The organism is Sphingobium sp. TomTYG75 (assembly GCF_054771635.1).
Genome location: NZ_BSRE01000001.1, coordinates 2,270,518 through 2,292,828, shown reverse-complemented (window position 1 = coordinate 2,292,828; position 22,311 = coordinate 2,270,518). Strand labels below are relative to the sequence as shown.

The window sequence follows — 22,311 nt, the reverse complement described above, 5'->3', positions numbered from 1 at the left end:
GCCCCCTGCCGCCCTCAGTCGCCGCAGCTAGGCGCGCCAGATGACAGAGACATTTTGCTTCCGTGACGGCAGAGTGACTTTAAAATGACAGTTCAGAGACTCTTGTTTCACTTTGATGATTGCGAAAGCCGTCCACGCAAAAAGAAAGGCGCCGTCCCACCGGACGACGCCCCACTGTTCATGACTTAACGGGCCGATGTCAGCGCATGGCGTAGCTCGCTTCAAGGCGGCCGAGCGCGCGGCGGGCAACATCCCGCGACGATGCTTCTTCGCCATTCGCGAGCAGCAACGTCGATTCCGGCGCAAAGCGGGCGGCCCCATAAGCCTCTCGCGCATCCTTCATCCTCCCTAGTCCCGCATAAGCGTTGCCAAGGTTGATCAACCGAGCCGGATCGTTCGCCCCGTCCGGCCACATAGGCGCAAGGCGGCGGGCGGCTCTTTCATAATCCTTCGCCACCAAGGCCGGAGCGGCCAATTGCCCATCGGGAACACCGACCACAACCACTTCATCGGATGCAGCCACGGCCGCGCCTGACATGCCCCCCGCCAGCATCAGCCCGACGATCGCCGCTACCTTCATCATCCAATTTCTCCCGAAAAAACTTTCTATAATAGCCGGGATTATTTCATCTTGATGACATCTAAACAAGCAGCGAACTGCACCCAAAAAATGATTTTTACTTCCTATAATTCAATATGTTATAAGTTTTTCTTCTAACTGTCATAAAACTGTAATTGAACCGTCTTGGTTCATGACATCCGATTCGCAGCTACAGATTCAGCCTGCCAGCCCATAGCCAGCGCCACCCGCCACGCAGGACGGCCGCCAAAATCACTTAAATGAAGGAAGGTCCGGAGGATTCTGTTGCCCGGCTCCTCCGGAAGCCGCTGAATTCCCTTCTGTTGCCCGGTGGGTTCAACCGCGTTCTTTTTGGGTAATGTCAGGCCGTGAGGCCATCAATTACGCAGCAAGAGCAAGAGCCTCGTTATCGTTGGCACTTACGTGTTTTGAACATTTTTACGGCTTACTCAGGCCGGGTGAAGACATCGCCTTTCAACACACGTCGATCCTAGTTCGGCCCCGTCAGACACCCCGTACAAGCCGGGATATGTGGTGGAGCCGCCGGGTACTGCCCCCGGGTCCGCTGCGCCTATTACACGACACGATTTATCACCATAGCCGGGCGAACCCGGCAAAACCCATATGGGGCAGCGCGCCCCATTTATCAACCTTTTCGGTCAGGCCGCGACCAGATGAACGGCCTTGGGCTTGGCGACCGGCAGTCCGCTGGCCTTCGCCTGCGCCATCAGTTCCTGCTTGCGCGCCATCATCCTGTCACGCAGCACGACCAGATCCACATCCGTCTTGCGGCACTGGGCGAACATGCCGTCAGACTGCCTTTCCTCTTCCTTCACATGATGCTTGATCTCTTCGGACAGCACCTTGACCTTGGCATCGTAGAAATCATCTTCCGGCGATCCGGCCTCGATATCATTCACCAGCACCTTCGCGCCGTCATGCTCGACATAGGCTTCATCAAGCGTGTCGTCCTCGATCTTGCCACGAAAGGCGGGGTAGAAAATCTCCTCCTCGATCATAGTGTGAATCTTCAGCTCGGTGCAGATCTGATGCGCGATTTCCTGCTTCCGGTTTGCGGCCCTCGCCTTTTCGAACTGCTCGAACAAGTCCTCGACCTTGCGGTGATCAGCTTTCAACAGGGCGATCGCATCGGTAAACTCAGCTTTGGCCATTTCCGTCCTCCTCACGAACACATATCGTCAAGAAGCGGCTGACAAGCCTCCGGGTTCCGTCCCGCTATCATTCATAGCCCAGATCATGACCGTGCGGCTTCGCATGACCACCGGCGCGCAGATAACGACTGTCGATTTCGTTGATCAACCGCTCGGCATCCTTGCCCCCGGCCATTTTCAGCAGCTCGTCTACCTTCACTTCCAACCGGTCGTCATTCTCCTTGGAGGCTGGCGAGCCGACATAGAGGAAATAGGCCAAGCCCACGACCTGCCAGATCAGCTGGAGAAATTCCGACTGCCAATTCTCGAACGTATCCCGGCCCATCTCGATGGCATAGGCCGCCAGTTCAGGCACCTGCCCGTGCGTCTTTGCGTCATCCACATAGGCCCACCAGCCAAACACCCAATGACCCACGATCGACGCCAGAAAGAACAGGGCCGTGATCCAACCATAGGCGTAGCGCTTCATACCATCCTCCCTCATGTCACTCCGGAGGGACAACGCAAAAGCATGTAGCCGGTTCAGCCAGCTACAAACGCCGATTCCGATTGGCCCGGCGCGCTTCGCTGTTTATAGCCATGGTCCCATGATCCTCGTCATCGACAATTATGACAGCTTTACCTGGAATCTGGTCCATTACCTCATGGAGTTGGGCGCAGAGGTGGAGGTCGTCCGCAACGATGCCATTTCGGCAGGCCAGGCCCTCTCCAGCGGCGCCAGCGCCTTCCTGCTTTCGCCCGGCCCCTGCACGCCCAATGAGGCAGGCGTCAGCCTTGAACTCGTAGCGGCCGCCGCCGACGCGGGCGCACCCCTGCTGGGCGTATGCCTCGGCCATCAAGCGATCGGTCAGCATTTCGGCGGGCAAGTCGTGCGCGGCGGCCTGATGCATGGCAAGACCTCCCCAGTCACCCATGACGGCACGGGCCTTTTCGCCGGCATTCCTTCCCCCTTCACCGCGACCCGCTATCACTCGCTCATCGTGGATGGCATTCCACAAAGCCTCGTCGTGAATGCGACCAGTGAGGACGGCTCGGTCATGGGCTTCCGCCATCAAAGCCTTCCGATCCACTCGGTCCAGTTCCATCCGGAAAGCATCGCCACCGAATATGGGCATGAGATGCTGGCGAACTTCATGCGGATCGCCGGGATTCCGGTAAAGGAGCGCGCAGCCGCCTGATTTCGGTTTCCCGGCGGAGCGAACGAAGCACAGGGCTTAGCCATGTCATGCGCGAAAGACTTTCCCGCGCCCTCCCCTCGACTCCGACGCAGCGTCGTGATTAAGGCAAAGGCGATGACCCGCCTGCCCGATCCCGCAGCGCCATTGAGCGCAACCGAGGCCGCCGCCGCCTTCGACCTGTTGTTCGACGGCAACCTGCCAGAGGCAGAGATCGCCGCCTTCCTCGTCACCATGGCTCAGCGCGGCGAGTCTGCAACAGAGATCGCCGCCGCCGCCCGCGCCATGCGCGCGCGCATGATCCCCATCGCCGCCCCCGCAGGCGCAATCGACGTCTGCGGCACAGGCGGAGATGGCCACCACACGCTCAACGTCTCGACAGCAGTGAGTCTTGTGGTAGCCGCCGCCGGAGTGCCCGTCGCCAAGCATGGCAACCGCGCCGCTTCATCCAAGGCCGGGGCCGCCGACACGCTCGAAGCGCTCGGCCTCGATCTTGATCGCGTCGCCGATACGGCGGAGGCAACGCTGGCCGATCTCGGCATCTGCTTCCTCTTCGCGCAGAAGCATCACCCCGCGCTCAAACGCTTCGGCCCGATCCGCAAGGCCATCGGCCAGCGCACCATCTTCAACCTGATGGGTCCGCTCGCCAATCCTGCCGGTGTGCGCCGTCAGCTAGTCGGCATCGCCCGCCCCGCCTATGTTCCCATCTATGCCGAGGCGCTGGCGGAACTTGGCGTCGATCGCGCCATGATCGTTTCGGGTGATGAGGGCCTCGACGAACTGTCCCTCGCGGGCGGCAACGACGTCGCCGAAGTCACCGCGCAGGGCATCGTCGCAATGCGCCGCCTCACCCCGGCCGACGCCGGACTGCCTACGCACCCGGTTGAGGCGATACGCGGCGGTGACCCCGCTCATAACGCCGCCGCCCTGCGTGCCCTGCTTCAGGGTGAGCCGGGCGCCTATCGCGACGCCGTGCTGCTTAACGCAGCCGCTGCCCTTCTCGTAGCGGACGCCGTTACCGATCTGCGCGAGGGTGTCGAGGAAGCTGCCGAAACCATCGACCGCGGGCTTGCTAACGCGCTGCTCAATTGCTGGATTGCCTATAAATGACGAACAAGCTGATCGAAATCTGCGACACGAAACGCGAGGAAGTGGCCCGCCGCAAGGCAGCGATCACCGTCTCGACGCTCCACGCCCGCGCCGCCGAGCAGACACCCCCGCGCGGTTTCCGCCAGGCGCTCGACAGTGCCGCCCGCTCGGGCTTTGGGCTCATCGCGGAAATCAAGAAGGCCAGCCCCTCCAAGGGCCTGATCCGCGAGAATTTCGACCCGCCCGCCCATGCGCAGGCCTATGCAGCCGCTGGCGCCGCCTGTCTCTCGGTCCTCACGGACGAACCCTATTTTCAAGGCCATGACGATTATCTCATGGCCGCCCGTTCCGCCTGCGCGTTGCCAGTCCTGCGCAAGGATTTCATGGTCGATCCCTGGCAGGTCCTGGAAAGCCGCTCGCTCGGAGCCGATGCCATCCTCATCATCGCCGCCGCGCTGGACGACAATCAGATGGCGGAAATAGAGGATGCCGCGCTTGGCCTTGGCATGGATGCCCTCGTCGAAGTCCATGATGCCCATGAACTGGAACGTGCGCTCAAGCTCCGCTCGCGCCTCATCGGCGTCAACAACCGCGACCTGCGAGACTTCAGCGTCGATTTCGCCCGCACCTATGAACTGGTCGGCCAGGCCCCGGAAGGCTGCACCTTCGTCGCCGAAAGCGGCCTCGGTAGCCACGCCGATCTGGTGGCCATGTCCGAACATGGCGTCCGCTGCTTCCTGGTGGGCGAAAGCCTGATGCGCCAGCCCGATGTCGAAGCCGCTACCCACGCTCTACTTACCGGCGAATGAGCAAGCTCACCCATCTTGATGAGGACGGATCGGCCCATATGGTCGATGTTTCCGCCAAGGCCGTGACCGCCCGTGAAGCCATCGCCACCGGCCACATCGCTATGAGTGCCAAAGCTGCGGCCGCCATCGCTCAGGGTCTGGTGAAGAAAGGCGATGTTCTGGCCGTAGCGCGCGTAGCAGGCATCATGGCGGCAAAGCGTACCGCCGACCTCATCCCCCTCTGTCATCCCATCGCCCTGACCTCTGTTACGATCGACTTCGATCTGGAAACAGAGGGCGTCACCGTGACCGCTACCGCCAGAAGCGCGGGCCAAACCGGCGTTGAGATGGAAGCACTTACCGCTACCTCTGCCACGCTGCTGACCATCTACGACATGGCAAAGGCGCTCGATAAGGGCATGATCATCGGCAATGTCCGGTTGCTCGCAAAGTCGGGTGGCAAGTCGGGCGACTGGCGCGCCGAATGAGCCTGCTCCCGGTCGCGGAGGCTCAGGCGCGCCTGCTTGCGTTGGGCCGCCGCTTGCCGGAAGAGGACGCCCCGGTTTCCCACTGTGCAGGCCGATGGCTCGCAAGGGACATCTTTGCTCTGCGCGATCAGCCTTGGGCGGATCTATCGGCCATGGACGGTTACGCCATTCGTGCGGCAGAATGGCCTGGCCCTTGGCGCCTAACCGCTGAAAGCACGGCGGGCGGCTCCCTTCACTCTGCTTTGGCTCCGGGGGAATGCTGCCGCATCTTCACCGGCGCACCACTGCCGCCCGGCGCCGATACCGTCCTGATCCAGGAAGATGCGCAGCTGGACGGCCAGCTCGTGCATCCCCTCGGCTCTCCATTACCCACAGGACGAAATGTGCGCCCGGCGGCAAGCGACTTTGGCGCAAATCATCTATTGCTCCCTGCCGGTGCCGCATTGGGTCCCGCGCAGATTGCTCTCGCCGTTCTTGGGGGCCACGGAACCCTCCCGGTCGGCGCCCGTCCGCGCGTTGCCCTGATCTCTACCGGCAATGAACTCGTTCCCCCTGGAGCGCCCACGCCCTCTGGCCGCTTGCCATCCTCCAACGCGCCCATGCTGGCGGCCATGCTAGGTCAGGCAGGCGCGGAGGTGATCGACGTCGGCATCGTTCCCGACGATCTCGACGCAATGGTCCGGTCGCTCAAAGAAGCCGTCGGCGCCGACATCATCGTCTCGACTGGAGGCGCCTCGGTTGGCGATCACGACTTGGTGAGGCCAGCTTTCCAGGCGGCAGGCGGCACTCTGGATTTCTGGAAGATTCGCATGCGCCCCGGCAAGCCGCTCATGGCGGGAAAGCTGGGTGACACTCTATTCCTCGGCCTTCCCGGCAACCCGGTGTCCGCCTTCGTGACAGCGACGCTGTTCCTGCTGCCGCTCGTCCGGCACATGGCCGGAGCCGCCAGCCCGCTCCCGCGTACAATGATCGCGGAACTCGCGGCCCCACTTCCAGCGACAGGAGAGCGCGACGACTATCTTCGCGCCTACCTCACTGGTGCTGGGTTGGTCTCGGTTACCTCGCAGGACAGCGCCGCTACCGCAGCCCTGGCTCAAGCGGACTGCCTGATCCTTCGACCGGCCAACTCACTCCCGGCTGCCGTAGGCGACAAGGTAACCATCGTTCCGCTCTGACAATGAGAAAGGGGCCGCAAAGCGGCCCCTCCCCTTGATCCAACCAAACGTAGATCAGCGCTGCTGCTTGCTGTGATCGCTCTTGTCCTTGCGGCTTTCGCCCATTTGACCCTGGCGATTTTCCTGCTGCTGCTGACGCCCGCCCTGGCTTGAGCGGTCACCACCTTGCTGGCGGCGCTGTTTGTCCTGATCGTTCTGGTTCGCCATCTTACTCTCCTATTCACCCTCTTTGGGAAGGCCGCTACTGAACGGCTGTGACGCGGGTCCGTTCCTTTCGTTACGCTTGGCGCAACCCTGCTTGACTTGCCTCCTTACGTTTCCTATGCGTTCTCCATCCGTTCCATGGAGGATAAGTCGGCATGCTGACGCCCAAGCAACAGGAATTGCTCAGCTTCATTCAAACTCGGCTCGAGGAAGGCGGGGTTTCGCCTTCGTTTGAGGAGATGAAGGAAGCGCTCGATCTTCGATCGAAATCCGGGATTCACCGGTTGATTAATGCGCTGGAAGAACGCGGATTCATCCGCCGCCTGCCAAATCGGGCACGAGCACTGGAGGTTTTGAAACTTCCTGAAGCGATGCATCGCGCTCCTAAGGTCGCAGCGACACCCAAACCGCAACTGTCGGCCAAGCCCCCGGTCGCAGCCAATGACGTGATCGACATCCCCCTTCACGGGCGGATTGCCGCAGGCGTTCCGATCGAAGCCATGGAAGGACAGAATATGCTGTCCGTTCCTGCGGCTCTACTGGGTGCCGGAGACCATTATGCTCTTGAGGTTTCGGGCGATTCGATGATCGATGCGGGCATCCTCGACGGCGACTTTGCACTGATCCAGCGCACTGAAGTCGCGCGCGAGGGGCAAATCGTGGTCGCACTGATCGAGGATAGCGAGGCGACGCTGAAATATTATCATCGCCAGGGACCTAAGGTCAGGCTCGATCCGGCCAACAATGCTTATGAGCCGCAAATCTACGATTCGCAGCAGGTGCGCATTCAAGGAAAGCTGGCTGGTCTGCTGCGACGGTACAACTGATCGGATCGGCGGCGAGCCGGAAGATAGGAAGGCCGGGCGACCCACGGATGTGCGTCGCCCACTGTTTTCCCGGTTCGCACGGTTCCTCCATCAAGATCGATTGCCAGCCCGCCGGTATGTGCCAACAACCGCCGGTCGGCTTTCAGCCAGCGGGGCCGACACCATGGCGGCAGGCGGCGGTCAGCGATAACGATGTCGGCGCGCGCGCAATCGCGTGCCAGGATGTCCTTGGGTACGACAACCCCGCTTCTCGTCACCAATAGCTGCCATATGCGCCCTCCTCCGGTTAGGGCCACCATGCACAAGTCCATGGAACAACGCGCCTCGGGCAAGTCTGCAAGAGCGCCCAGCGGACCTCCATAGCCTGCACTCTCTGCAATCATATCGCGGACATAGTCTCCGGCCCGTTCGCGCAGAATAGCCATGCCGCCGTCTTGCCCGCGAACGGCCACATGGCGCCCATCCGCTGTAACCAGAATGTCGGGGGGCGAACTCATCATAATAATGGCCATCCCCAGCGTCACGGGGACCATTCCCGCCCACCGCCAAGCGCTTCGCCACAGCAGGCACCAAAGGCCGCCCAGCACGATGATCCCGAAAATCACGTTGGACACCGAGGGCGCAGTGACGATCGCCCAAGGACTTGCCGCCACCCAATGCGCGATCAGCAACAGCACGTCGAGCGCGCGGGAGGTCAGCCACCAGGCTGGAGCACCCAGACCGGCAACATCCAGCAGCAGGGCCAACGCTTCCAACGGCATGACGACAAAGGTCGTCAGGGGAATAGCCACAAGGTTTGCAAAAGCGCCTATCATCCCGGCCTTGTGAAAGTGGAACAACGCGATCGGCGCCAGAACCATTTCCACCGCAAAGCCGGAGAGAAGCAGGACGGCAAGGTGGCGACCCAGTCGCCGAAGCGCTGGCTCGTCACGGGATGCCGCGAACGCCCGAAAGCGGTGATGTTCGCCCAAGGCAACAATAGCGATAACTGCGGCGAAACTCATCTGGAAGCTTGGCCCCGCCAGCGCCTCTGGCCATGCCAACAGAACCACCAGTGCACCGGCGGCTATCAGCCGCAAGGTGATGGCTTCGCGCCCAAGCGCAAGCCCTCCCAGCACCAGCAGTGCCGCGACGCAGGATCGAACCGTCGGCACTTCCGCGCCCGTCAGCAAAGTATATCCCAGGCCCGCCAGCGCACCACCGGCCGCAGCGATCAGCATCAACGGCCAGTCCAACGCCGCACGTCGGCTGAGTGCCATGATCCGCATCAGCAGGAAAATGACCGCGCCGATGAGGGCGGTGACGTGCAACCCGCTGATCGAGAGCAGATGGGCAAGACCGCTGCGGCGCATCGCGTCGGCGTCCGCCTCGCTGATCGCGCCCTGATCCCCCGTCGCCAGCGCTGCGGCGATCCCCGCTCCGTCGCCATTTGCATTCTTCAATATATGCGCGAAAAGACGATTGCGCAGAGGCGGCGCCTCCGTTGATGGTCGTAGCACGACGATGGGCTTGAGCGCGCGTCCTGTTGCCCCAATCCCCTGAAAATAAGCGCGACGCGAAAAATCATAGCTGCCGGGCAGGCTCGCTTCGGCAGGAGGCATCAACCGGGCGCGAAAGCGAATGATGGCACCTTTGCCAACCCCTGCGGGTAGGTCCGCCGCAGCTATGTTCACCCGGATCAGGGAAGGCAGCGCAGGCATGTCGATCGGACGGATCGATACGCGACTCATCTGCTGCGCGGGCACCGTGTCGGCTGACCTGACTTCGCCAGTCACTTCCACAAATGCGGCACGCGGCAATGGGGTCGTGCCGACAATCAGGGCTTTCCCCCATATCAACAGGCAACCTGACGCAGCAAGCAGACCGCCCAATATGATCGCATGGCGTATCCGGCCGCCCTCCGGCAACATCAGCCCGCCACTCGCAATCGCAATCGCGCAACAGCAAAAAGATAGCCATGTCAGCTGGTTAGGTAGAAAGAACCAAGCCGCTATGCCCAATCCAAGGCCCACCGGCACCCAAAACGCAAGTTGCTCCCGCTCAGCCTCCAGTGCCTGTTCCAAGCGCGCGAAAAGCTGATGGCCGCTGCGCCTTATTATCGGCGCAACGGACGTTTGTCGTGGCTCAAAAGCCATGCTAGGGGGCGTCGCGTTCATGAATGAGCAAGGCGGATGTCGAGGAATAAAGCGGTGAGTGCAACGGGTTTGAACAAGCAGGTGGTAACCCGTTTCGCGCCATCGCCCACGGGATTTCTTCACATCGGCGGCGCGCGCACCGCGTTGTTCAACTGGTTATTCGCCCGGCACCATGGCGGCAAGTTCCTGTTGCGCATCGAAGATACCGATCGCGCCCGTTCGACAGAGGAAGCTGTAGCCGCGATCTTCGACGGCCTTGACTGGCTCGGCCTTGCAGGTGATGAGCCCGCCGTCTTTCAGTTTGAGCGATCGCAGCGGCACGCAGAGGTCGCTAACCAGTTGCTCGCCGCTGGCCATGCGTATCGCTGCTACGCGACCCCCGAAGAACTGGCTGAACTGCGCGAACAGCAGCGCGCCGCAAAGCAGCCGATGCGTTATGATGGCCGCTGGCGGGACCGCGATCCTTCGGAAGCTCCGGCCGATGCCCCGTTCGTCATCCGGCTCAAGGCGCCGCGCGAAGGCGAAACGGTCATCGACGACGCGGTCCAGGGCCGGGTAGTCGTGCAGAATGCGGAACTGGATGACATGATCCTGCTCCGCTCCGACGGAACGCCGACCTATATGCTCGCCGTGGTTGTCGATGATAACGACATGGGCGTCACACATGTGATCCGTGGCGACGATCATCTGAACAATGCGTTTCGCCAGCTCGGCATTATTAAGGCGATGGGCTGGGAAGAGCCAGTCTATGCCCATATTCCTTTGATCCACGGATCGGACGGCGCAAAGCTATCGAAGCGGCACGGAGCGCTGGGTGTCGATGCCTATCGCGACGAGATGGGCATGCTGCCCGAAGCCGTGCTCAATTATCTTCTGCGTCTCGGCTGGGGCTATGGCGATGAAGAAACCATCTCACGAGATCGCGCAATCGAACTCTTCGACATAAGCGGCGTCGGCCGATCGCCCTCCCGCTTCGACATCAAGAAGCTTGAAAATCTCAATGCATTCTACCTGCGCGAGGCCGACGACCAGCGCCTGGCGGAACTGGTCATGCCGCGCGTGGCGCAACGGCTCGGCACGACCCCGTCGGTCGAGGCGATGGCGCTTCTTGCGCAAGCCATGCCTTCGCTCAAGCCACGCGCGAAGACACTTAACGAGATTGCCGAGGGCGCCGAGTTCCTGTTCAAGGCAGGCCCGCTGGATTTTGACGACAAGGCAATTGCTCTGCTAGACGACTCGGCGCGCGAGCTGCTGGGGAAGACCGCCGACGCTCTTGATTCCGTCCCATCCTGGACGGTCGAAGCGATCGAGGAAGCGATCCGCCGCGTGGCAGAGGAAGTCGGATTGGGGCTGGGCAAAGTCGCTCAACCTCTACGCGCGGCGCTAACCGGTCGCACGGTTTCGCCGGGGATATTTGATGTCCTTTTCCTTCTTGGAAAAGACAGGAGCTTGGAGCGGCTCGCGGATGCCAGGCAGGCATCGCGCGCTGTTGGCAATTAAGGAGAACGAGATGTCGGACAATAATGCCACTTTGACAGTCGGCGGCGATACCAAGGACTATGGTATCCTGAGCGGTTCCGTCGGCCCCAAGGTTATCGACGTTCGCAAGCTCTACGCCAACACCGGCATGTTCACCTATGATCCGGGCTTCACCTCTACGGCCAGCTGCGATTCCGGCCTGACCTATATCGATGGCGACGCCGGCATCCTGCTGCATCGCGGCTACCCCATCGATCAGCTGGCAGAACAATCAAGCTTCATGGAAGTCAGCTACCTCCTGCTGAATGGCGAACTGCCTTCGAAGGCGGATCTGGAAGATTTCACCCGCACAATCACGCGCCACACCATGGTGCACGAACAGCTCACCACCTTCTATCGTGGCTTCCGCCGCGACGCGCACCCCATGGCGATCATGTGCGGCGTGGTCGGCGCTCTGTCCGCATTCTACCATGACTCGACGGACATCAATGATCCGGAACAGCGCAAGATCGCCAGCCACCGCCTGATCGCCAAGATGCCGACAATCGCGGCCATGGCGTACAAATATTCGGTGGGACAGCCTTTCGTCTATCCCCGCAACGACCTCAGCTACACCGCCAATTTCCTGCGGATGACCTTCTCGGTCCCCGCCGAGGAATATGAGCCCGATCCGGTCATCGTGGACGCGATGGACAAGATCTTCATCCTGCATGCTGACCATGAGCAGAACGCATCGACGTCGACCGTCCGTCTCGCTGGCTCGTCGGGCGCCAACCCCTTCGCTTGCATCGCCGCTGGCATCGCCTGCCTCTGGGGTCCGGCCCATGGCGGCGCGAACGAAGCCGCGCTCAACATGCTTCGCGAGATCGGCACGGTGGACCGCATTCCGGAATATATCGCCCGCGCCAAGAACAAGGATGATCCGTTCCGCCTGATGGGCTTTGGCCATCGCGTGTACAAGAACTACGATCCGCGCGCGACCGTCATGCAGAAGACGGCAAAGGACGTCCTGGCAAAGCTGGGCGTCAACGATCCCGTCTTTGACGTCGCCAAGGAACTGGAGCAGATCGCACTCAACGATCCTTACTTCATCGAAAAGAAGCTCTACCCGAATGTGGACTTCTATTCGGGCGTGATCCTGTCGGCGATCGGCTTCCCGACCGAGATGTTCACGGTGCTCTTCGCCCTCGCCCGCACGGTTGGCTGGGTCGCGCAGTGGAATGAAATGATTTCTGACCCAGCGCAGAAGATTGGTCGTCCCCGCCAGCTCTACACCGGCCCGGCAGAGCGCGACTATGTCCCGGTTAGCCAACGCTAATCGCGGTCAGCCGATAAAAAAGGAACGGCGCCAAATCGGCGCCGTTTTTTATTCTAGCTGCTTGCCGGTAGCGTCAGCGTAAATCGCGCACCCCCACCATGGGCATCGCCGATCTGAATGTCTCCACCCATGGCAAGCGCAAGTCGGCGAGAGATATAGAGGCCAAGACCGCTACCGCCAGGATCACTCCGGCCGAGCCGTTCGAACTTTTGGAAGATGCGCTCTCGACTATCTTCCGGGACACCTGCTCCTTGATCCATGACAGCGATCCAGGCTCGTCCGTCATCGACGCCAGTCTCTATCCGCACTTCGCTATCCTCGGGCGCGTAGCGCACGGCGTTGCCGACGAGGTTCATCAGGATTTGCAGCGCGCGCCGGAATTCACCCGTCGCAACGGTTTTGTGCTCCGCCTCTGGTGGGAAAAGCTTGATCTTGCGGCTCATCGCCTTGACCACAAACAGCCCTGCGGCCCGTCGTCCAATATCGGCCAGGTCCACATCCTCGGTCGCAACGGTGAAGTCCAGCCTGTCGATCGCCTGCAAGTCCGCCAGATCATCGATCAACGCCATCAGATGACGTCCGGCTGCCGCGATGTCGGAAGCATAACCCGCATAGTCCGGGCGCAACGGCCCATCGAACTGCGCGTTGATCGAATCCGCATTGGCGATGATCCGGCCCAATGGCTGGCGCAGGGAACGATCCAGGCGCCGCCCGAACTCTGCCGGATATATGACAACGGCGGGCGCAGGCGGCACATGAGGGGCCAGAATGGCTCGGTCCAATGGAAATGCCTTGCCCCGGTAACCCAATAGCTGCCCCGCCAGATCGAACATCGGGAAGCCCGAAAGCCGAAAGCATTGCTCAGGTTCGGCAATCAAGGTCGCGATCTGGTCACGGAAGGCGCGACGCTGCGCAAATCCGCGCAGAATGGCCAGGTCACCCTCCTCATCCGGCCGCAATTCGAAATAGCTGGTCAGACGGCTACCGGGTATCGGAGGCTGCTGGGGCAAGGCACTTTCCGGCCCTGCTCCTTCCAAAACCATCTGGAACCGCAGTTGCGTGTCGATTTGCCAGGTCCAGCCTTCCGAGACGGCCGCAATGTCTGCTTCCCGACGCACCATATCGGCAGGAGCAGCAGTTGCTGGCCGCTCATTCCATTCGATCACGGATATTTGTACGCCGTCAGCTTCAGGCTTTGCCCGCACCCACATGTCGATGTCACCGCGCTCGGCCGCCGCCGTTACCGATCGTGAAACGGTAACAGAAAGGCGCGACGCAAGCCGCGCCAGTGCTGCCAACTGAGGGATAGCCAACACCGCGCCAAGATCGGAGCCCGCCTCACGCTGCAAGGCCAGCAAAGGCGCATCCGCGCTCAACAGCAATCCATTCGCCGCTACAGTCGCGCGGATAATGGCAGGATGCACCGGCATATTCATCAGACAGTGATCCGCCGCAGATGATCGATTTTCGCACGCAGTGCCCGAGGCGCGCGTAACGCGTTCACCAAACCGTCCGCCTGCGCCTCTGTCAACGCTTGATACCGCTCCGCCTCCACGATGATCGCAGCGTCCGTGAGCGAAGGCCGGACAGGCCGCAATGCCATCAGCAGATGACGATAGTCGGCATCCGATCCCCCTAACGATCGGCACAGCGCTGCCAGTTCAGAAACCGGCCCCATCACCAATATGTCGGCAACATGCGCGCTATCCATGCGCAATCGCCGAGCCGCGAGGGACGCAAATAGCAGGAATCGCCGCTGGCCCAGAGCAGCGCCCAGCAATTCGGGCATGTCGGCACGTTCGCCCAGGCGGCGCACCAACCTGTCTGCCGCTGCGATCGGACTCCGACTCTCGTCATGTTCAGCCAATAAGGCCCACCCCGCTCTTTCGACCGCGGGCAGGATTTCCCCAGCATCCAATAACGACGTCCGCTGAACGACAGCCATCAGGCAAGCGGCGGCCGTCCATAGGAGTTCCGCATAATGTTCGGCAGGAATATCCGGCTGCATTGGCTCGTCTTCCCCGCCCAGCGTCAGCCAACGTCCCTCCGCCATGGCAAGGGCGGCAAGCGCTTCCGTCACGGTTGGATCATCGGTGGGAAAGATGATCTCTGCTTCCGTCTCGTCCAATCGATCATCGGGCTGACCAAATTGCCGCAGCAATAGCGTAACACCTGCACGCATCTGCATGTGGGAGAGCAACGCCGGGCCGAGCAATGTTGGCTGAGCGCAAATGGTCGGCCAGCAAATCGCTTCGGGCTGCTGCGCCAGCAGGCTCGTCACGTCTGGCCGGTCGAGAGCGAATCGCAGGGCATGTTCGATGCCAGTGACGCAGCCGCCCAGATGGCGCCGCGTTTCGGCCATCAGCGCATCGTGACGTTCCCGCCCTTCATTGGGAAAGAAAAATGCCAGATCAATGGCATGACCCACGGGCACGGCGGACATGCCGGCCAGGACGCGTGCCGCAGGCCAACTGTCCGCCGCCGTTGGTCCGGTAAGGAACGAAAAGGCACTCATGGCGGCCAACATAGCCGCACGTCCTTAAAATGCACTAAACCCTATGCGTGAAATATATCAGGCGGGTTTGCGCAGGATGATCGCACCTGCGGATGCTATGGCGGCCAGCATTGCGACTTGAAAACCCATCATCGCCGCGCCCAGCGAAGTCGTCAGTAACAGAAGGATCACCGCGCTTGCGGGCGTGAAGATCATCCAGGCCCTCGCTCCCCCCGTCCTGTTCCAGCGGTCAGCAAATTGAATGATGGCAAGCAGCAGCGCGAGGCATGTCGCAAGCACGCTCCCTCCTGCGAGGGATATACCGCCAACCGCGAAGAAGGGGACAACGAATGCGGTCCATCCAGCCGGTGGCGATCGGAGGGCCAGTTCATCCAGCCGATCCGCGATTTCCGCGAGCCCTAATGCCAGCAATAACAAAAGGAACCCCGTCGCGGGCCAAAGCAACTCTATCGGCACTAGGGCAATCGCACCCAAAGCCATGGCTGCAATGCGCACTTGTGCCGCCGGGACTTGGGTGCGCATCAGGGCGGGGCTGAACAATCGAGCGGCAGGGCACAAAATATAATGTTCAGCCAAGCCCCGCATTCTCTTCGCCGACGAACCAGCGGACATCACCGCTTGAGCGACCAGATCCGCCTGCGCCTGCCCATCGACCAGCGCTACGCGCCCCGTCAGCAGATCATCCTGTGGAACAGTGATTCGGCGAGCGCCATTCTGCACGGCCGCTCGAACGAGTGTCAGCGACAGGTCCCAGTCACCGATCATGTCGAGCGTGCCGAAAAGCAGGTCTGGACTGATCCGGGCCAGGCCAGCCCATCGCTGACCTGCATCGATCCTTTCCAGCGGAGCGCTGGCATGACTGTCATCCGTGACCAGAAGGGCGTTGCCCTCCCGCTCGGCTATGGCATCGAAATGACCCTGTGCAATGACGACCCCGTCAGCAACCAGAACCACATCTGCATCGCGCGGCGCGTCCCGGACCATGGACACCATATCGCGAACCAGGGCGACGGAAATCCCGTCGGCACTCAACCTGTCCACCGCCTGTGAAAGGGCGGGCGTTATGACACTCACAAGTATCATGATGCGATCTGCCCCCGCCCGGGCAGCTTGGCGCGCCTGATATTCGACCAGCGTCTGCCCCGCAAAATGCAGGCTGGCGCGGAGGGCCGCCGAAGAATCGCTGGACGCCCGGCTGGCGCTGAGAATGGCCGCAAAAGTCATGCTGAGATGGAACTGACCCGTTCTTGTGTGAACCTGCCTTTTCGCAAGGCTGCCGCCATCACGCAAGCATGCTGCGATTCAGGTCTGCTGAAGACGGTCAATCGCCATCCGCAATTGACGAAGAATGCGGGGATCGCCCCTTGCACAATCCGCTGCCTCATCAGCCAATGCCATGAGGTGCGTAAGGCCAAAACTCGCCGCCAACCCCTTCAGCCGCCATGATGCGACTTCCCAGTTCGCGTCGGACTGCGCATTGCGGAGGAGGTCCAGCTGGCGTTCGGCGCTTTCCATGAAGGCCACACGAAGGTCCGCGATCAGCGTGAAATCTTCGCCGACAGCGGCAGCAAGAGCAGCATTCAGGGCACCAGGATCGTATGACATGGGCCGAACGCTATCGGGCTTGCGTTAAGTTTTGGTAACAGGGCATTTTGTTGCGCTGAAAAGATGGTAGGATGGGGTCATGACCGGGGGCAGCACCATCGTCGAATTTTGGCGAGACAAAAGCATCGCGACTTCTGACGAGTCGCGGAAGGACGATACACTGCTGTTGGAGCAGGTCGTCGATGACAGCGATGAAGACGTCGAGGCGGAGGAGCACGGCGATCCTTTCAGTCGGCGGACGCAGGCCATATTCGGCTTCGCAGCTCTGCTGTGGCTTGGCTTTGCTGGATGGGCGACAGTCTCGACGAACCAATGGCAGGCAGGCCCTGCTGCGTGGCCTGGCCTGATCACGACCATATTGCTGCCGGTCGTGGGGCTTGGCGTCTGCTATCTGCTGCTCGCTCGCACCAGCCGAGCCGAGTCGCGCCGCTATCTCGACACGGCGCGCGCGCTACACGCGGAGGCGGAGCAGCTGGAAGCCCGGCTCAGCCGCATTAACAATCAGCTGGCTACCGCCCGAGAGGCCATGCAGGACCAGGCCGAACTGCTCGACAGCTATGGCGCGGCCGCCAGCAGCAATATGGAGGCCTCTGCCGAACTTATCGCCAGTCGCGCCCACAGCACGACCGAAAAGGCGGAAGCTGCCGAGCGCGCAGGAGCCGCCCTCGTTACGCGCATGGATGCCCTGATCTCTGCCATGCCGGAACTGGAGGATCGGGCCAGTCGCATGGCAGCGCAGATCATCGATAACGGCCATGCGCTGGCGGAACGGATCGACACGCTGGAGGCTCGGCTTCACGCTCTTGGCGAACTGTCCGACGATGCCCGCGCCCGCACACTGACCGCTACGAAGAGCCTGTCGAGCCAGCTCACCCAGTTGCAGGAGGCTACCCGCTCCGCGACCGAGGAAGTGAACGGCATGGCCGACATTGCGGCTGGGCGGATCGACGCCACAGCGCAAAGCGCCCGCCTGACGATGCAGGAAGGAGCAGCTGAACTGGATCGGCAGGCAAGCACCCTCGCCAGCCTGCTGGAACGCGCACGCGCTGGCATAACCAATAGTGCCGAAGCGACGATCGAATTGCTCACGCAAAACCTTGACCGGGTTGAAGGGGACGTGCGGCAGCGCCTTGAAACGACTGTGGCGCATGCACAGCAGAGCATGGCGGCGGCCGATCGTGATCTGACGGCGCAAGCTGAGGCGCTCCGCGCGCTCGTTGAAACGGCTCAGGCGGGCATTGCCGCGACGAGCCAGAACGCTCTCGCTGCTCTGTCACATGACTCCGAACAGATCGAAACTCAACTTCGTGAACGCACTGAAGCCGCCTTCGCCCGCGCGAAGGAAGGCGTGACCTTCACTGAAGAGGGTCTGGCGCGACAGGCGGAGGCTCTCGACGCGCTGGTGACGCGCTCACGCGGCGATATCCAGAGCATCGGCGACGAAACCGTCTCGGCCATTTCCGATCACATGAGCGAGGTCGAAAGCCGCCTCCACCAGATCAACGATCTGGTCGAAGGACAACGCGCGCTCGTGTCCGGCCTGCATGCGACGCTTGGCGAGGCCATCGAAAGCGCGCAGTCACGTTTTGCCGCGCTGGAAGAAAGCGCCTTGTCCCGCAACGATCGGCTTACCGAGGCACTTTCCCGCCTTACCGTCGAAACGCAGCGGATCGATGACGCCCTGGCTGCCGGTGGGGTTACGGCGGAAAAGCTGATCAGCTGTGCGGAAACCCTACTTGTCGCCCTTGATTCTAGCGTCCGGGAGCTGGACGAAACCTTCCCCGCCGCATTGCAGCGCTTCGACACGCGCATTTCCACGAGCCGCGAACTGCTTGATAGCGCGGCACCGGAAATGGAGCGGCTGGAGGCCATTTCCGAAGCGCTGGTCGGCCGCACCCAAGAGGCTGAGGAACTGCTACGCGGTCAGGGCCGCCGCCTTACCGAATGGCTGGAAAGCACGCAAAGCGGGGTGGAGGCCAACCGCGAACTGGTTGAGAAGCTCCGCACAGCCCTCGATCACGCTCATCAGGACGCGACGCGAATCACCGAAGGCGCTGGCCCATTGCTGGTGACCGCATTGCTGCGCGTCAAGGATACCGCCGATCAAGCTGCCGAGCGAGCGCGCCAAGCACTAGGCCGTGCCATCCCGGACGCCGCGCAGTCTCTTGCTGAAGCCAGCGAGGCCGCCCTTCAGCAGGCAGTCGATGACAAGGTAACGGCGCAGATCGAAAAGCTCGCTCAGGTCGCGGAGGAGGCTGTTCGCGCTGCGCACCAGGCATCCGATCGCCTTACGCGGCAGCTGCTGACAATTGCCGACACAAGTGCGAGCGTTCAATCCCGGATCGAGGAAGCGGAGCGGGCCGCCGAAGACCGCGACCGCGATCATTTTGCGCGCCGATCGGCCCTGCTTATCGAATCGCTCAACAGCACCTCGATCGACGTCGCCAAAATCCTGTCGAACGACGTGACAGACTCGGCCTGGGCCTCCTATCTCAAGGGCGATCGCGGTGTTTTCACCCGCCGGGCGGTCAAGTTGCTGGATGCAGGGGAATCGCGTGAGATCGCCCTGCACTATGACAATGATGCCGAGTTCCAGGAGCATGTGAACCGCTACATCCACGATTTTGAATCCATGCTGCGGATCATCCTTTCCGCGCGGGACGGCAATGCGCTTGGGGTGGCGGTGCTTTCGTCCGATATGGGCAAGCTCTACGTCGCGCTAGCTCAGGCGATTGAACGGCTGCGTCAGTAAAATTCGCGGACAAAGACCGAGGAAGCCATCGCGAGGATGGAACCGGACCATGCCGGGCGTCAAAAGGGTGATGCCCTAGCTGGCATCGCAAGTCCGGCCCCTCACTCGATGAAGAGCGACGGAGACAGTCAGCCCCTACCCGTTCCTATGATACTCATATTCAAACGCGCGGCCCTGTTGCTTGGTCAGCACTGCGCCAATGATGGCGCCGCCCGCCCGGCGCAAGCGGTCTACAGCCACTCTCAGGCCACCATGATGGTTGCGCCCCCACTCCACGATCAGCACCGTCGCCTCCGCCTTCGACGCGAGTAGCGAAGTATCCGGGACACCCAAGATCGGAGGTGCATCAATCAGCACCGTGTCATAACGTCCCTGAACGGCCGCGAGCAGCACGTCCAACGCGGACGTAGATAGAAGTTCAGCGGGATTAGGCGGGATCGCGCCGCTAGGCAGAAGCGATACCCCAGGGACATCGCTACCGACGATCACATCCTCCGCCTTGGCCTGTCCCGTCATGACTTCGCTGAGGCCGCGTTCGGGCGTGACATGGAACAGGCCATGCTGTCGCGGCCGACGCATGTCAGCGTCGATCACCAGCACTCGGCGATCGAGCTTGGCAAGGGCGAGAGCCAGTGCGTGGACGGTCGAAGATTTGCCTTCACCTTCCTGCGCGCTGGTGATCAGGATGGAAGCAGGCAACCCCGCCGAGGATGCGAGCAACAGCGAGGATGCAATCGGCACATAGGTTTCCGCAGCCGGCTTGTCGGTAACCGGAACCGTCCCCAGCAGCGGCATGTTCGCACGCTCCGCCAGCGTATCGGCAGACGTCACGGCGTCATCGAACACATGGCGTCCCGCGACCATCAGCAAACCCAGCAACAGACCGCCAAGCGAAGCCATCAGCATCGTGATGCCGATATTCGGCGACGATGGCCGTGAAGGGACGGCGGCACGGTCCAACGGCTGTATGCGCCCCGCCTGAAAACCAGCTTGCGATGCCATGTCACGATAACGCTGAAGCAGGCTGTCATGCAGCAGCCGATATGTATCGACCGAGCGCTCGAGGATGCTCATCTGCACGCCCCGTCCACGCTCTGCCTGCGCCTGGCGCTCCACGCCTGCGATCTCAGCCTCGATCTGCTTCTCACCATGTACGGCAACTTCAAACTGCTCGTGCAAGGAGGCGCGGATGCTGTTCGCCATTACAATCGCCTGATCGTCCAGCGCGGCCAGCCGTGCCCGGGCCTCCCGCATTTCGGGATGGGCGTCCTTGCGAAACTGCCGCTCCTCCACCACCGCTGCCCGCGCTTGCGCCCGTTGCGTCATCAGCTGCTGCATCGCGCCGTTGTTCAGCACTTCAGGCAGCGTCTCGACACTGGACAGGCGGGCGCTTTCCCAACGCTTCTGCGCTGCGATGCGATCTGCGGTCGCCTGAGCGCGAAAGGCATTCAACTGCGCAAGCCGCGTCGCGGTCGTACCGTTCGAGTCGGCGGACCTTTCGCCTCCATCCACATCCGTCGCTGAAGGCACCCCGGTCTGAGCGGCATAGGCGGCAAGGTCTCGTTCGGCGCGCTCCAGATCCCGTCTCGCACTGTCCAGCTCCCCCAACAGAAAACGTCGCGCCTGAACGCCGGATTCAAATCCGCGCTTCAGGTCCGCTCTGATCAGACTGTCGGCATAGCTGTTCGCGACCCGCGCCGATAATATGGGATCGGCACTTGTGAAGCTGATGCGGATGACACGGCTTTTGCCGGGCAACTCCACTTCCAGGTTGTCGCGCAGAAGGCCGATGATGGCTTCGGTTTCGACCTGTCGCTGGCTGAGCGATCCGGACCCGCGCTCGGGGCGCCGTTCATTCATACCATCAAAAAAGGTTCGGCTGCCGACCAACGCCAACTCGCGGGCCACATCTTCGGCCAAGGCGCGGCTGCGGAGCACCTCCAACTCGGTCTGCATCAGCGCTTCATTGTCAGCGGGCGCGGCCGGGCGCTGGATTGCTCCTGCTCCCGCCGCGCCTGCGGGTACGTCCTCGACCTCGACCGAAGCTGTAGCGCGGTAATCAGGCGTCGAAAGAAGTATGAAAATGGTGCCCGCCAGCACACAAAGCGCCATGGTGACCAACAGGATGATACGATGACGCCATATCGCCGTCCAGGCAGCGCGGGCGGCCGTCACAATGCGAGCGCTGCGTCCCTCCGGTCCAAAGGGCGCATGGTCGTTATCGATGCGGATCGTACGGCCTGCCATCAATGCTCTCCGTCGAGAGACACAAAGGCCGCCCCCAGCACAGGCAGCGCCAGCAATGTCCCGCCCAGAATGGCCTTCGCTCGTGATAGCCCAACTATGATCGTATCGCCCGGCAGAATTTCAGGGTCCAGCGCCTCGCCCCGGCGGATCGCGTTCAAGTCGAACATCGCCGCTTTCCGTTCGCCTTCCACCAGACGAACGACGACGATCTGCTTCAGGCTGGCAAGGCGGCTCGGCCCCCTCGCCAACGCGACAGCTTGCAGCAACCCGACGCGTCCTTCGACGGGATAAAGCCCTGGCTGCCTCACCTCGCCATCCACAGTGATGCGACGACCGACGGCCTTTTTGACGAAGACGGTAACTTGAGGGGAAACCAGATAACGCTCGCCGAGCTTTCCAGCGATCACGTCTGAGGCCTCGCTGGCGGACAAGCCTGCGACCGGCACATCGCCAATCAACGGCAGACGCACCATACCCGCCGCCGTGACCGCCGCATCCTCCAGCGACAGGCCGGGTTCATGATATATCTGCACCCGCAGCACATCATCAGGAACGATGTGATAGTCCAGGCCGACAGCCTGCGGGGCGGGTATCACCGCATAGGCGGCCGCTTCTCGGGGGGCGTCTTCAACCGTTGCACAGCCGCCAAGCGAGGCAGAGGCCAGAATGATGGCCAGAGCCCTATGCTTCCTGTTGGTCGGCCAGCCCATTGGTGAAAATTCCCCACGCCTTTCAAACAGTCCGCCGAGGGGCGAAACGCTT

20 protein-coding genes and 1 other RNA gene are annotated in these 22,311 nt (G+C 61.7%); 9 read left to right on the top strand and 12 right to left on the bottom strand.

Features of this window, described 5'->3' with window-relative positions; genetic code table 11:
* Positions 1-199 precede the first annotated feature (199 nt).
* The 4 genes from ACYU81_RS11635 to ACYU81_RS11620 all read right to left on the bottom strand — a co-directional run bounded on the left by ACYU81_RS11635 (position 200) and on the right by ACYU81_RS11620 (position 2,236).
* On the bottom strand, positions 200-583 hold the full coding sequence (locus ACYU81_RS11635; RefSeq protein ID WP_449471698.1) for a tetratricopeptide repeat protein: 384 nt from the start codon (positions 581-583) through the stop codon (positions 200-202).
* A gap of 306 nt (positions 584-889) precedes the next feature.
* Positions 890-1,234: a transfer-messenger RNA gene (ssrA, locus tag ACYU81_RS11630) on the bottom strand.
* A gap of 5 nt (positions 1,235-1,239) precedes the next feature.
* Complete coding sequence (locus ACYU81_RS11625; RefSeq protein ID WP_460987739.1) at positions 1,240-1,752, bottom strand: hemerythrin domain-containing protein; 513 nt, start codon at positions 1,750-1,752, stop codon at positions 1,240-1,242.
* A 67-nt stretch (positions 1,753-1,819) separates the two neighbouring features.
* The gene (locus tag ACYU81_RS11620) at positions 1,820-2,236 is read right to left on the bottom strand and encodes a DUF6766 family protein (RefSeq protein ID WP_460987738.1); all 417 of its coding nucleotides are present in this window, start codon (positions 2,234-2,236) and stop codon (positions 1,820-1,822) included.
* A 103-nt stretch (positions 2,237-2,339) separates the two neighbouring features.
* Between ACYU81_RS11620 and ACYU81_RS11615 the strand changes: the two genes are divergently transcribed.
* From ACYU81_RS11615 to ACYU81_RS11595, 5 genes are all read left to right on the top strand, one after another.
* On the top strand, positions 2,340-2,930 hold the full coding sequence (locus ACYU81_RS11615) for an anthranilate synthase component II (RefSeq protein ID WP_460987737.1): 591 nt from the start codon (positions 2,340-2,342) through the stop codon (positions 2,928-2,930).
* Positions 2,931-3,044: 114 nt separating this feature from the next.
* Positions 3,045-4,037: an anthranilate phosphoribosyltransferase gene (gene trpD / locus ACYU81_RS11610; protein ID WP_449474603.1), complete on the top strand. Its 993-nt coding sequence runs from the start codon at positions 3,045-3,047 to the stop codon at positions 4,035-4,037.
* Positions 4,034-4,825, top strand: coding sequence for an indole-3-glycerol phosphate synthase TrpC (trpC, locus tag ACYU81_RS11605; protein ID WP_460987736.1), 792 nt, complete (start codon positions 4,034-4,036; stop codon positions 4,823-4,825). Before trpD ends, trpC begins: the two co-directional genes overlap by 4 nt.
* Positions 4,822-5,292 carry a cyclic pyranopterin monophosphate synthase MoaC gene (gene moaC / locus ACYU81_RS11600; protein WP_460987735.1) on the top strand — a complete coding sequence of 157 codons (471 nt, stop codon included), beginning with the start codon at positions 4,822-4,824 and terminating at the stop codon, positions 5,290-5,292. Before trpC ends, moaC begins: the two co-directional genes overlap by 4 nt.
* Entirely contained in the window at positions 5,289-6,467 is a 1,179-nt protein-coding gene (locus tag ACYU81_RS11595; RefSeq protein WP_460987734.1) for a molybdopterin molybdotransferase MoeA, read from the top strand. The genes moaC and ACYU81_RS11595 overlap by 4 nt, the downstream gene beginning before the upstream one ends.
* Before the next feature lie 54 nt (positions 6,468-6,521).
* Here the strand turns inward: ACYU81_RS11595 and ACYU81_RS11590 are convergent, their stop codons facing one another.
* Entirely contained in the window at positions 6,522-6,674 is a 153-nt protein-coding gene (locus ACYU81_RS11590; RefSeq protein ID WP_196225777.1) for a hypothetical protein, read from the bottom strand.
* Between the two features lie 152 nt (positions 6,675-6,826).
* Here ACYU81_RS11590 and lexA point away from each other — a divergent pair, with 152 nt between their 5' ends.
* Positions 6,827-7,498, top strand: coding sequence for a transcriptional repressor LexA (lexA, locus tag ACYU81_RS11585; RefSeq protein WP_460987733.1), 672 nt, complete (start codon positions 6,827-6,829; stop codon positions 7,496-7,498).
* On the opposite strand, the gene ACYU81_RS11580 is transcribed toward lexA, so the two are convergent.
* Complete coding sequence (locus tag ACYU81_RS11580) at positions 7,459-9,633, bottom strand: ComEC/Rec2 family competence protein (protein ID WP_460987732.1); 2,175 nt, start codon at positions 9,631-9,633, stop codon at positions 7,459-7,461. The two genes, lexA and ACYU81_RS11580, sit on opposite strands and share 40 nt — an antisense overlap.
* A gap of 36 nt (positions 9,634-9,669) precedes the next feature.
* Here ACYU81_RS11580 and gltX point away from each other — a divergent pair, with 36 nt between their 5' ends.
* Together gltX and ACYU81_RS11570 are read left to right on the top strand one after the other, a co-directional pair.
* On the top strand, positions 9,670-11,133 hold the full coding sequence (gene gltX / locus ACYU81_RS11575) for a glutamate--tRNA ligase (RefSeq protein WP_460987731.1): 1,464 nt from the start codon (positions 9,670-9,672) through the stop codon (positions 11,131-11,133).
* 10 nt (positions 11,134-11,143) lie between these two features.
* Complete coding sequence (locus ACYU81_RS11570; RefSeq protein ID WP_449471612.1) at positions 11,144-12,430, top strand: citrate synthase; 1,287 nt, start codon at positions 11,144-11,146, stop codon at positions 12,428-12,430.
* Between the two features lie 53 nt (positions 12,431-12,483).
* On the opposite strand, the gene ACYU81_RS11565 is transcribed toward ACYU81_RS11570, so the two are convergent.
* The 4 genes from ACYU81_RS11565 to ACYU81_RS11550 all read right to left on the bottom strand — a co-directional run bounded on the left by ACYU81_RS11565 (position 12,484) and on the right by ACYU81_RS11550 (position 16,550).
* On the bottom strand, positions 12,484-13,866 hold the full coding sequence (locus tag ACYU81_RS11565; protein ID WP_460987730.1) for a sensor histidine kinase: 1,383 nt from the start codon (positions 13,864-13,866) through the stop codon (positions 12,484-12,486).
* Positions 13,866-14,957: a DUF2336 domain-containing protein gene (locus tag ACYU81_RS11560; protein WP_460987729.1), complete on the bottom strand. Its 1,092-nt coding sequence runs from the start codon at positions 14,955-14,957 to the stop codon at positions 13,866-13,868. The genes ACYU81_RS11565 and ACYU81_RS11560 overlap by 1 nt, the downstream gene beginning before the upstream one ends.
* 45 nt (positions 14,958-15,002) lie before the next feature.
* Complete coding sequence (locus ACYU81_RS11555; protein WP_460987728.1) at positions 15,003-16,169, bottom strand: hypothetical protein; 1,167 nt, start codon at positions 16,167-16,169, stop codon at positions 15,003-15,005.
* Between the two features lie 78 nt (positions 16,170-16,247).
* Positions 16,248-16,550, bottom strand: coding sequence for an Hpt domain-containing protein (locus tag ACYU81_RS11550; RefSeq protein WP_449471605.1), 303 nt, complete (start codon positions 16,548-16,550; stop codon positions 16,248-16,250).
* Between the two features lie 79 nt (positions 16,551-16,629).
* On the opposite strand from ACYU81_RS11550, the gene ACYU81_RS11545 reads away from it, so the two are divergent.
* Positions 16,630-19,302, top strand: a complete 2,673-nt coding sequence (locus ACYU81_RS11545; RefSeq protein WP_460987727.1) for a coiled-coil domain-containing protein — start codon at positions 16,630-16,632, stop codon at positions 19,300-19,302.
* A 135-nt stretch (positions 19,303-19,437) separates the two neighbouring features.
* Here ACYU81_RS11545 and ACYU81_RS11540 read toward each other — a convergent pair whose 3' ends face one another.
* Both ACYU81_RS11540 and ACYU81_RS11535 read right to left on the bottom strand, forming a co-directional pair.
* A complete protein-coding gene (locus tag ACYU81_RS11540; RefSeq protein WP_460987726.1) occupies positions 19,438-21,549 on the bottom strand; it encodes a GumC family protein in 2,112 nt (703 codons plus the stop codon).
* Positions 21,549-22,259, bottom strand: a complete 711-nt coding sequence (locus ACYU81_RS11535) for a polysaccharide biosynthesis/export family protein (RefSeq protein ID WP_460987725.1) — start codon at positions 22,257-22,259, stop codon at positions 21,549-21,551. The genes ACYU81_RS11540 and ACYU81_RS11535 overlap by 1 nt, the downstream gene beginning before the upstream one ends.
* Positions 22,260-22,311 lie beyond the last annotated feature (52 nt).

What these genes read in the sequence shown, in the direction of transcription:
- ACYU81_RS11635 (WP_449471698.1), bottom strand. Translation starts at nt 583, where the DNA reads ATGATGAAGGTAGCGGCGATCGTCGGGCTGATGCTGGCGGGGGGCATG.
- ACYU81_RS11625 (WP_460987739.1), bottom strand. Translation starts at nt 1,752, where the DNA reads ATGGCCAAAGCTGAGTTTACCGATGCGATCGCCCTGTTGAAAGCTGAT.
- ACYU81_RS11620 (WP_460987738.1), bottom strand. Translation starts at nt 2,236, where the DNA reads ATGAGGGAGGATGGTATGAAGCGCTACGCCTATGGTTGGATCACGGCC.
- ACYU81_RS11615 (WP_460987737.1), top strand. Translation starts at nt 2,340, where the DNA reads ATGATCCTCGTCATCGACAATTATGACAGCTTTACCTGGAATCTGGTC.
- trpD (WP_449474603.1), top strand. Translation starts at nt 3,045, where the DNA reads ATGACCCGCCTGCCCGATCCCGCAGCGCCATTGAGCGCAACCGAGGCC.
- trpC (WP_460987736.1), top strand. Translation starts at nt 4,034, where the DNA reads ATGACGAACAAGCTGATCGAAATCTGCGACACGAAACGCGAGGAAGTG.
- moaC (WP_460987735.1), top strand. Translation starts at nt 4,822, where the DNA reads ATGAGCAAGCTCACCCATCTTGATGAGGACGGATCGGCCCATATGGTC.
- ACYU81_RS11595 (WP_460987734.1), top strand. Translation starts at nt 5,289, where the DNA reads ATGAGCCTGCTCCCGGTCGCGGAGGCTCAGGCGCGCCTGCTTGCGTTG.
- ACYU81_RS11590 (WP_196225777.1), bottom strand. Translation starts at nt 6,674, where the DNA reads ATGGCGAACCAGAACGATCAGGACAAACAGCGCCGCCAGCAAGGTGGT.
- lexA (WP_460987733.1), top strand. Translation starts at nt 6,827, where the DNA reads ATGCTGACGCCCAAGCAACAGGAATTGCTCAGCTTCATTCAAACTCGG.
- ACYU81_RS11580 (WP_460987732.1), bottom strand. Translation starts at nt 9,633, where the DNA reads ATGGCTTTTGAGCCACGACAAACGTCCGTTGCGCCGATAATAAGGCGC.
- gltX (WP_460987731.1), top strand. Translation starts at nt 9,670, where the DNA reads ATGTCGAGGAATAAAGCGGTGAGTGCAACGGGTTTGAACAAGCAGGTG.
- ACYU81_RS11570 (WP_449471612.1), top strand. Translation starts at nt 11,144, where the DNA reads ATGTCGGACAATAATGCCACTTTGACAGTCGGCGGCGATACCAAGGAC.
- ACYU81_RS11565 (WP_460987730.1), bottom strand. Translation starts at nt 13,866, where the DNA reads ATGAATATGCCGGTGCATCCTGCCATTATCCGCGCGACTGTAGCGGCG.
- ACYU81_RS11560 (WP_460987729.1), bottom strand. Translation starts at nt 14,957, where the DNA reads ATGTTGGCCGCCATGAGTGCCTTTTCGTTCCTTACCGGACCAACGGCG.
- ACYU81_RS11555 (WP_460987728.1), bottom strand. Translation starts at nt 16,169, where the DNA reads ATGACTTTTGCGGCCATTCTCAGCGCCAGCCGGGCGTCCAGCGATTCT.
- ACYU81_RS11550 (WP_449471605.1), bottom strand. Translation starts at nt 16,550, where the DNA reads ATGTCATACGATCCTGGTGCCCTGAATGCTGCTCTTGCTGCCGCTGTC.
- ACYU81_RS11545 (WP_460987727.1), top strand. Translation starts at nt 16,630, where the DNA reads ATGACCGGGGGCAGCACCATCGTCGAATTTTGGCGAGACAAAAGCATC.
- ACYU81_RS11540 (WP_460987726.1), bottom strand. Translation starts at nt 21,549, where the DNA reads ATGGCAGGCCGTACGATCCGCATCGATAACGACCATGCGCCCTTTGGA.
- ACYU81_RS11535 (WP_460987725.1), bottom strand. Translation starts at nt 22,259, where the DNA reads ATGGGCTGGCCGACCAACAGGAAGCATAGGGCTCTGGCCATCATTCTG.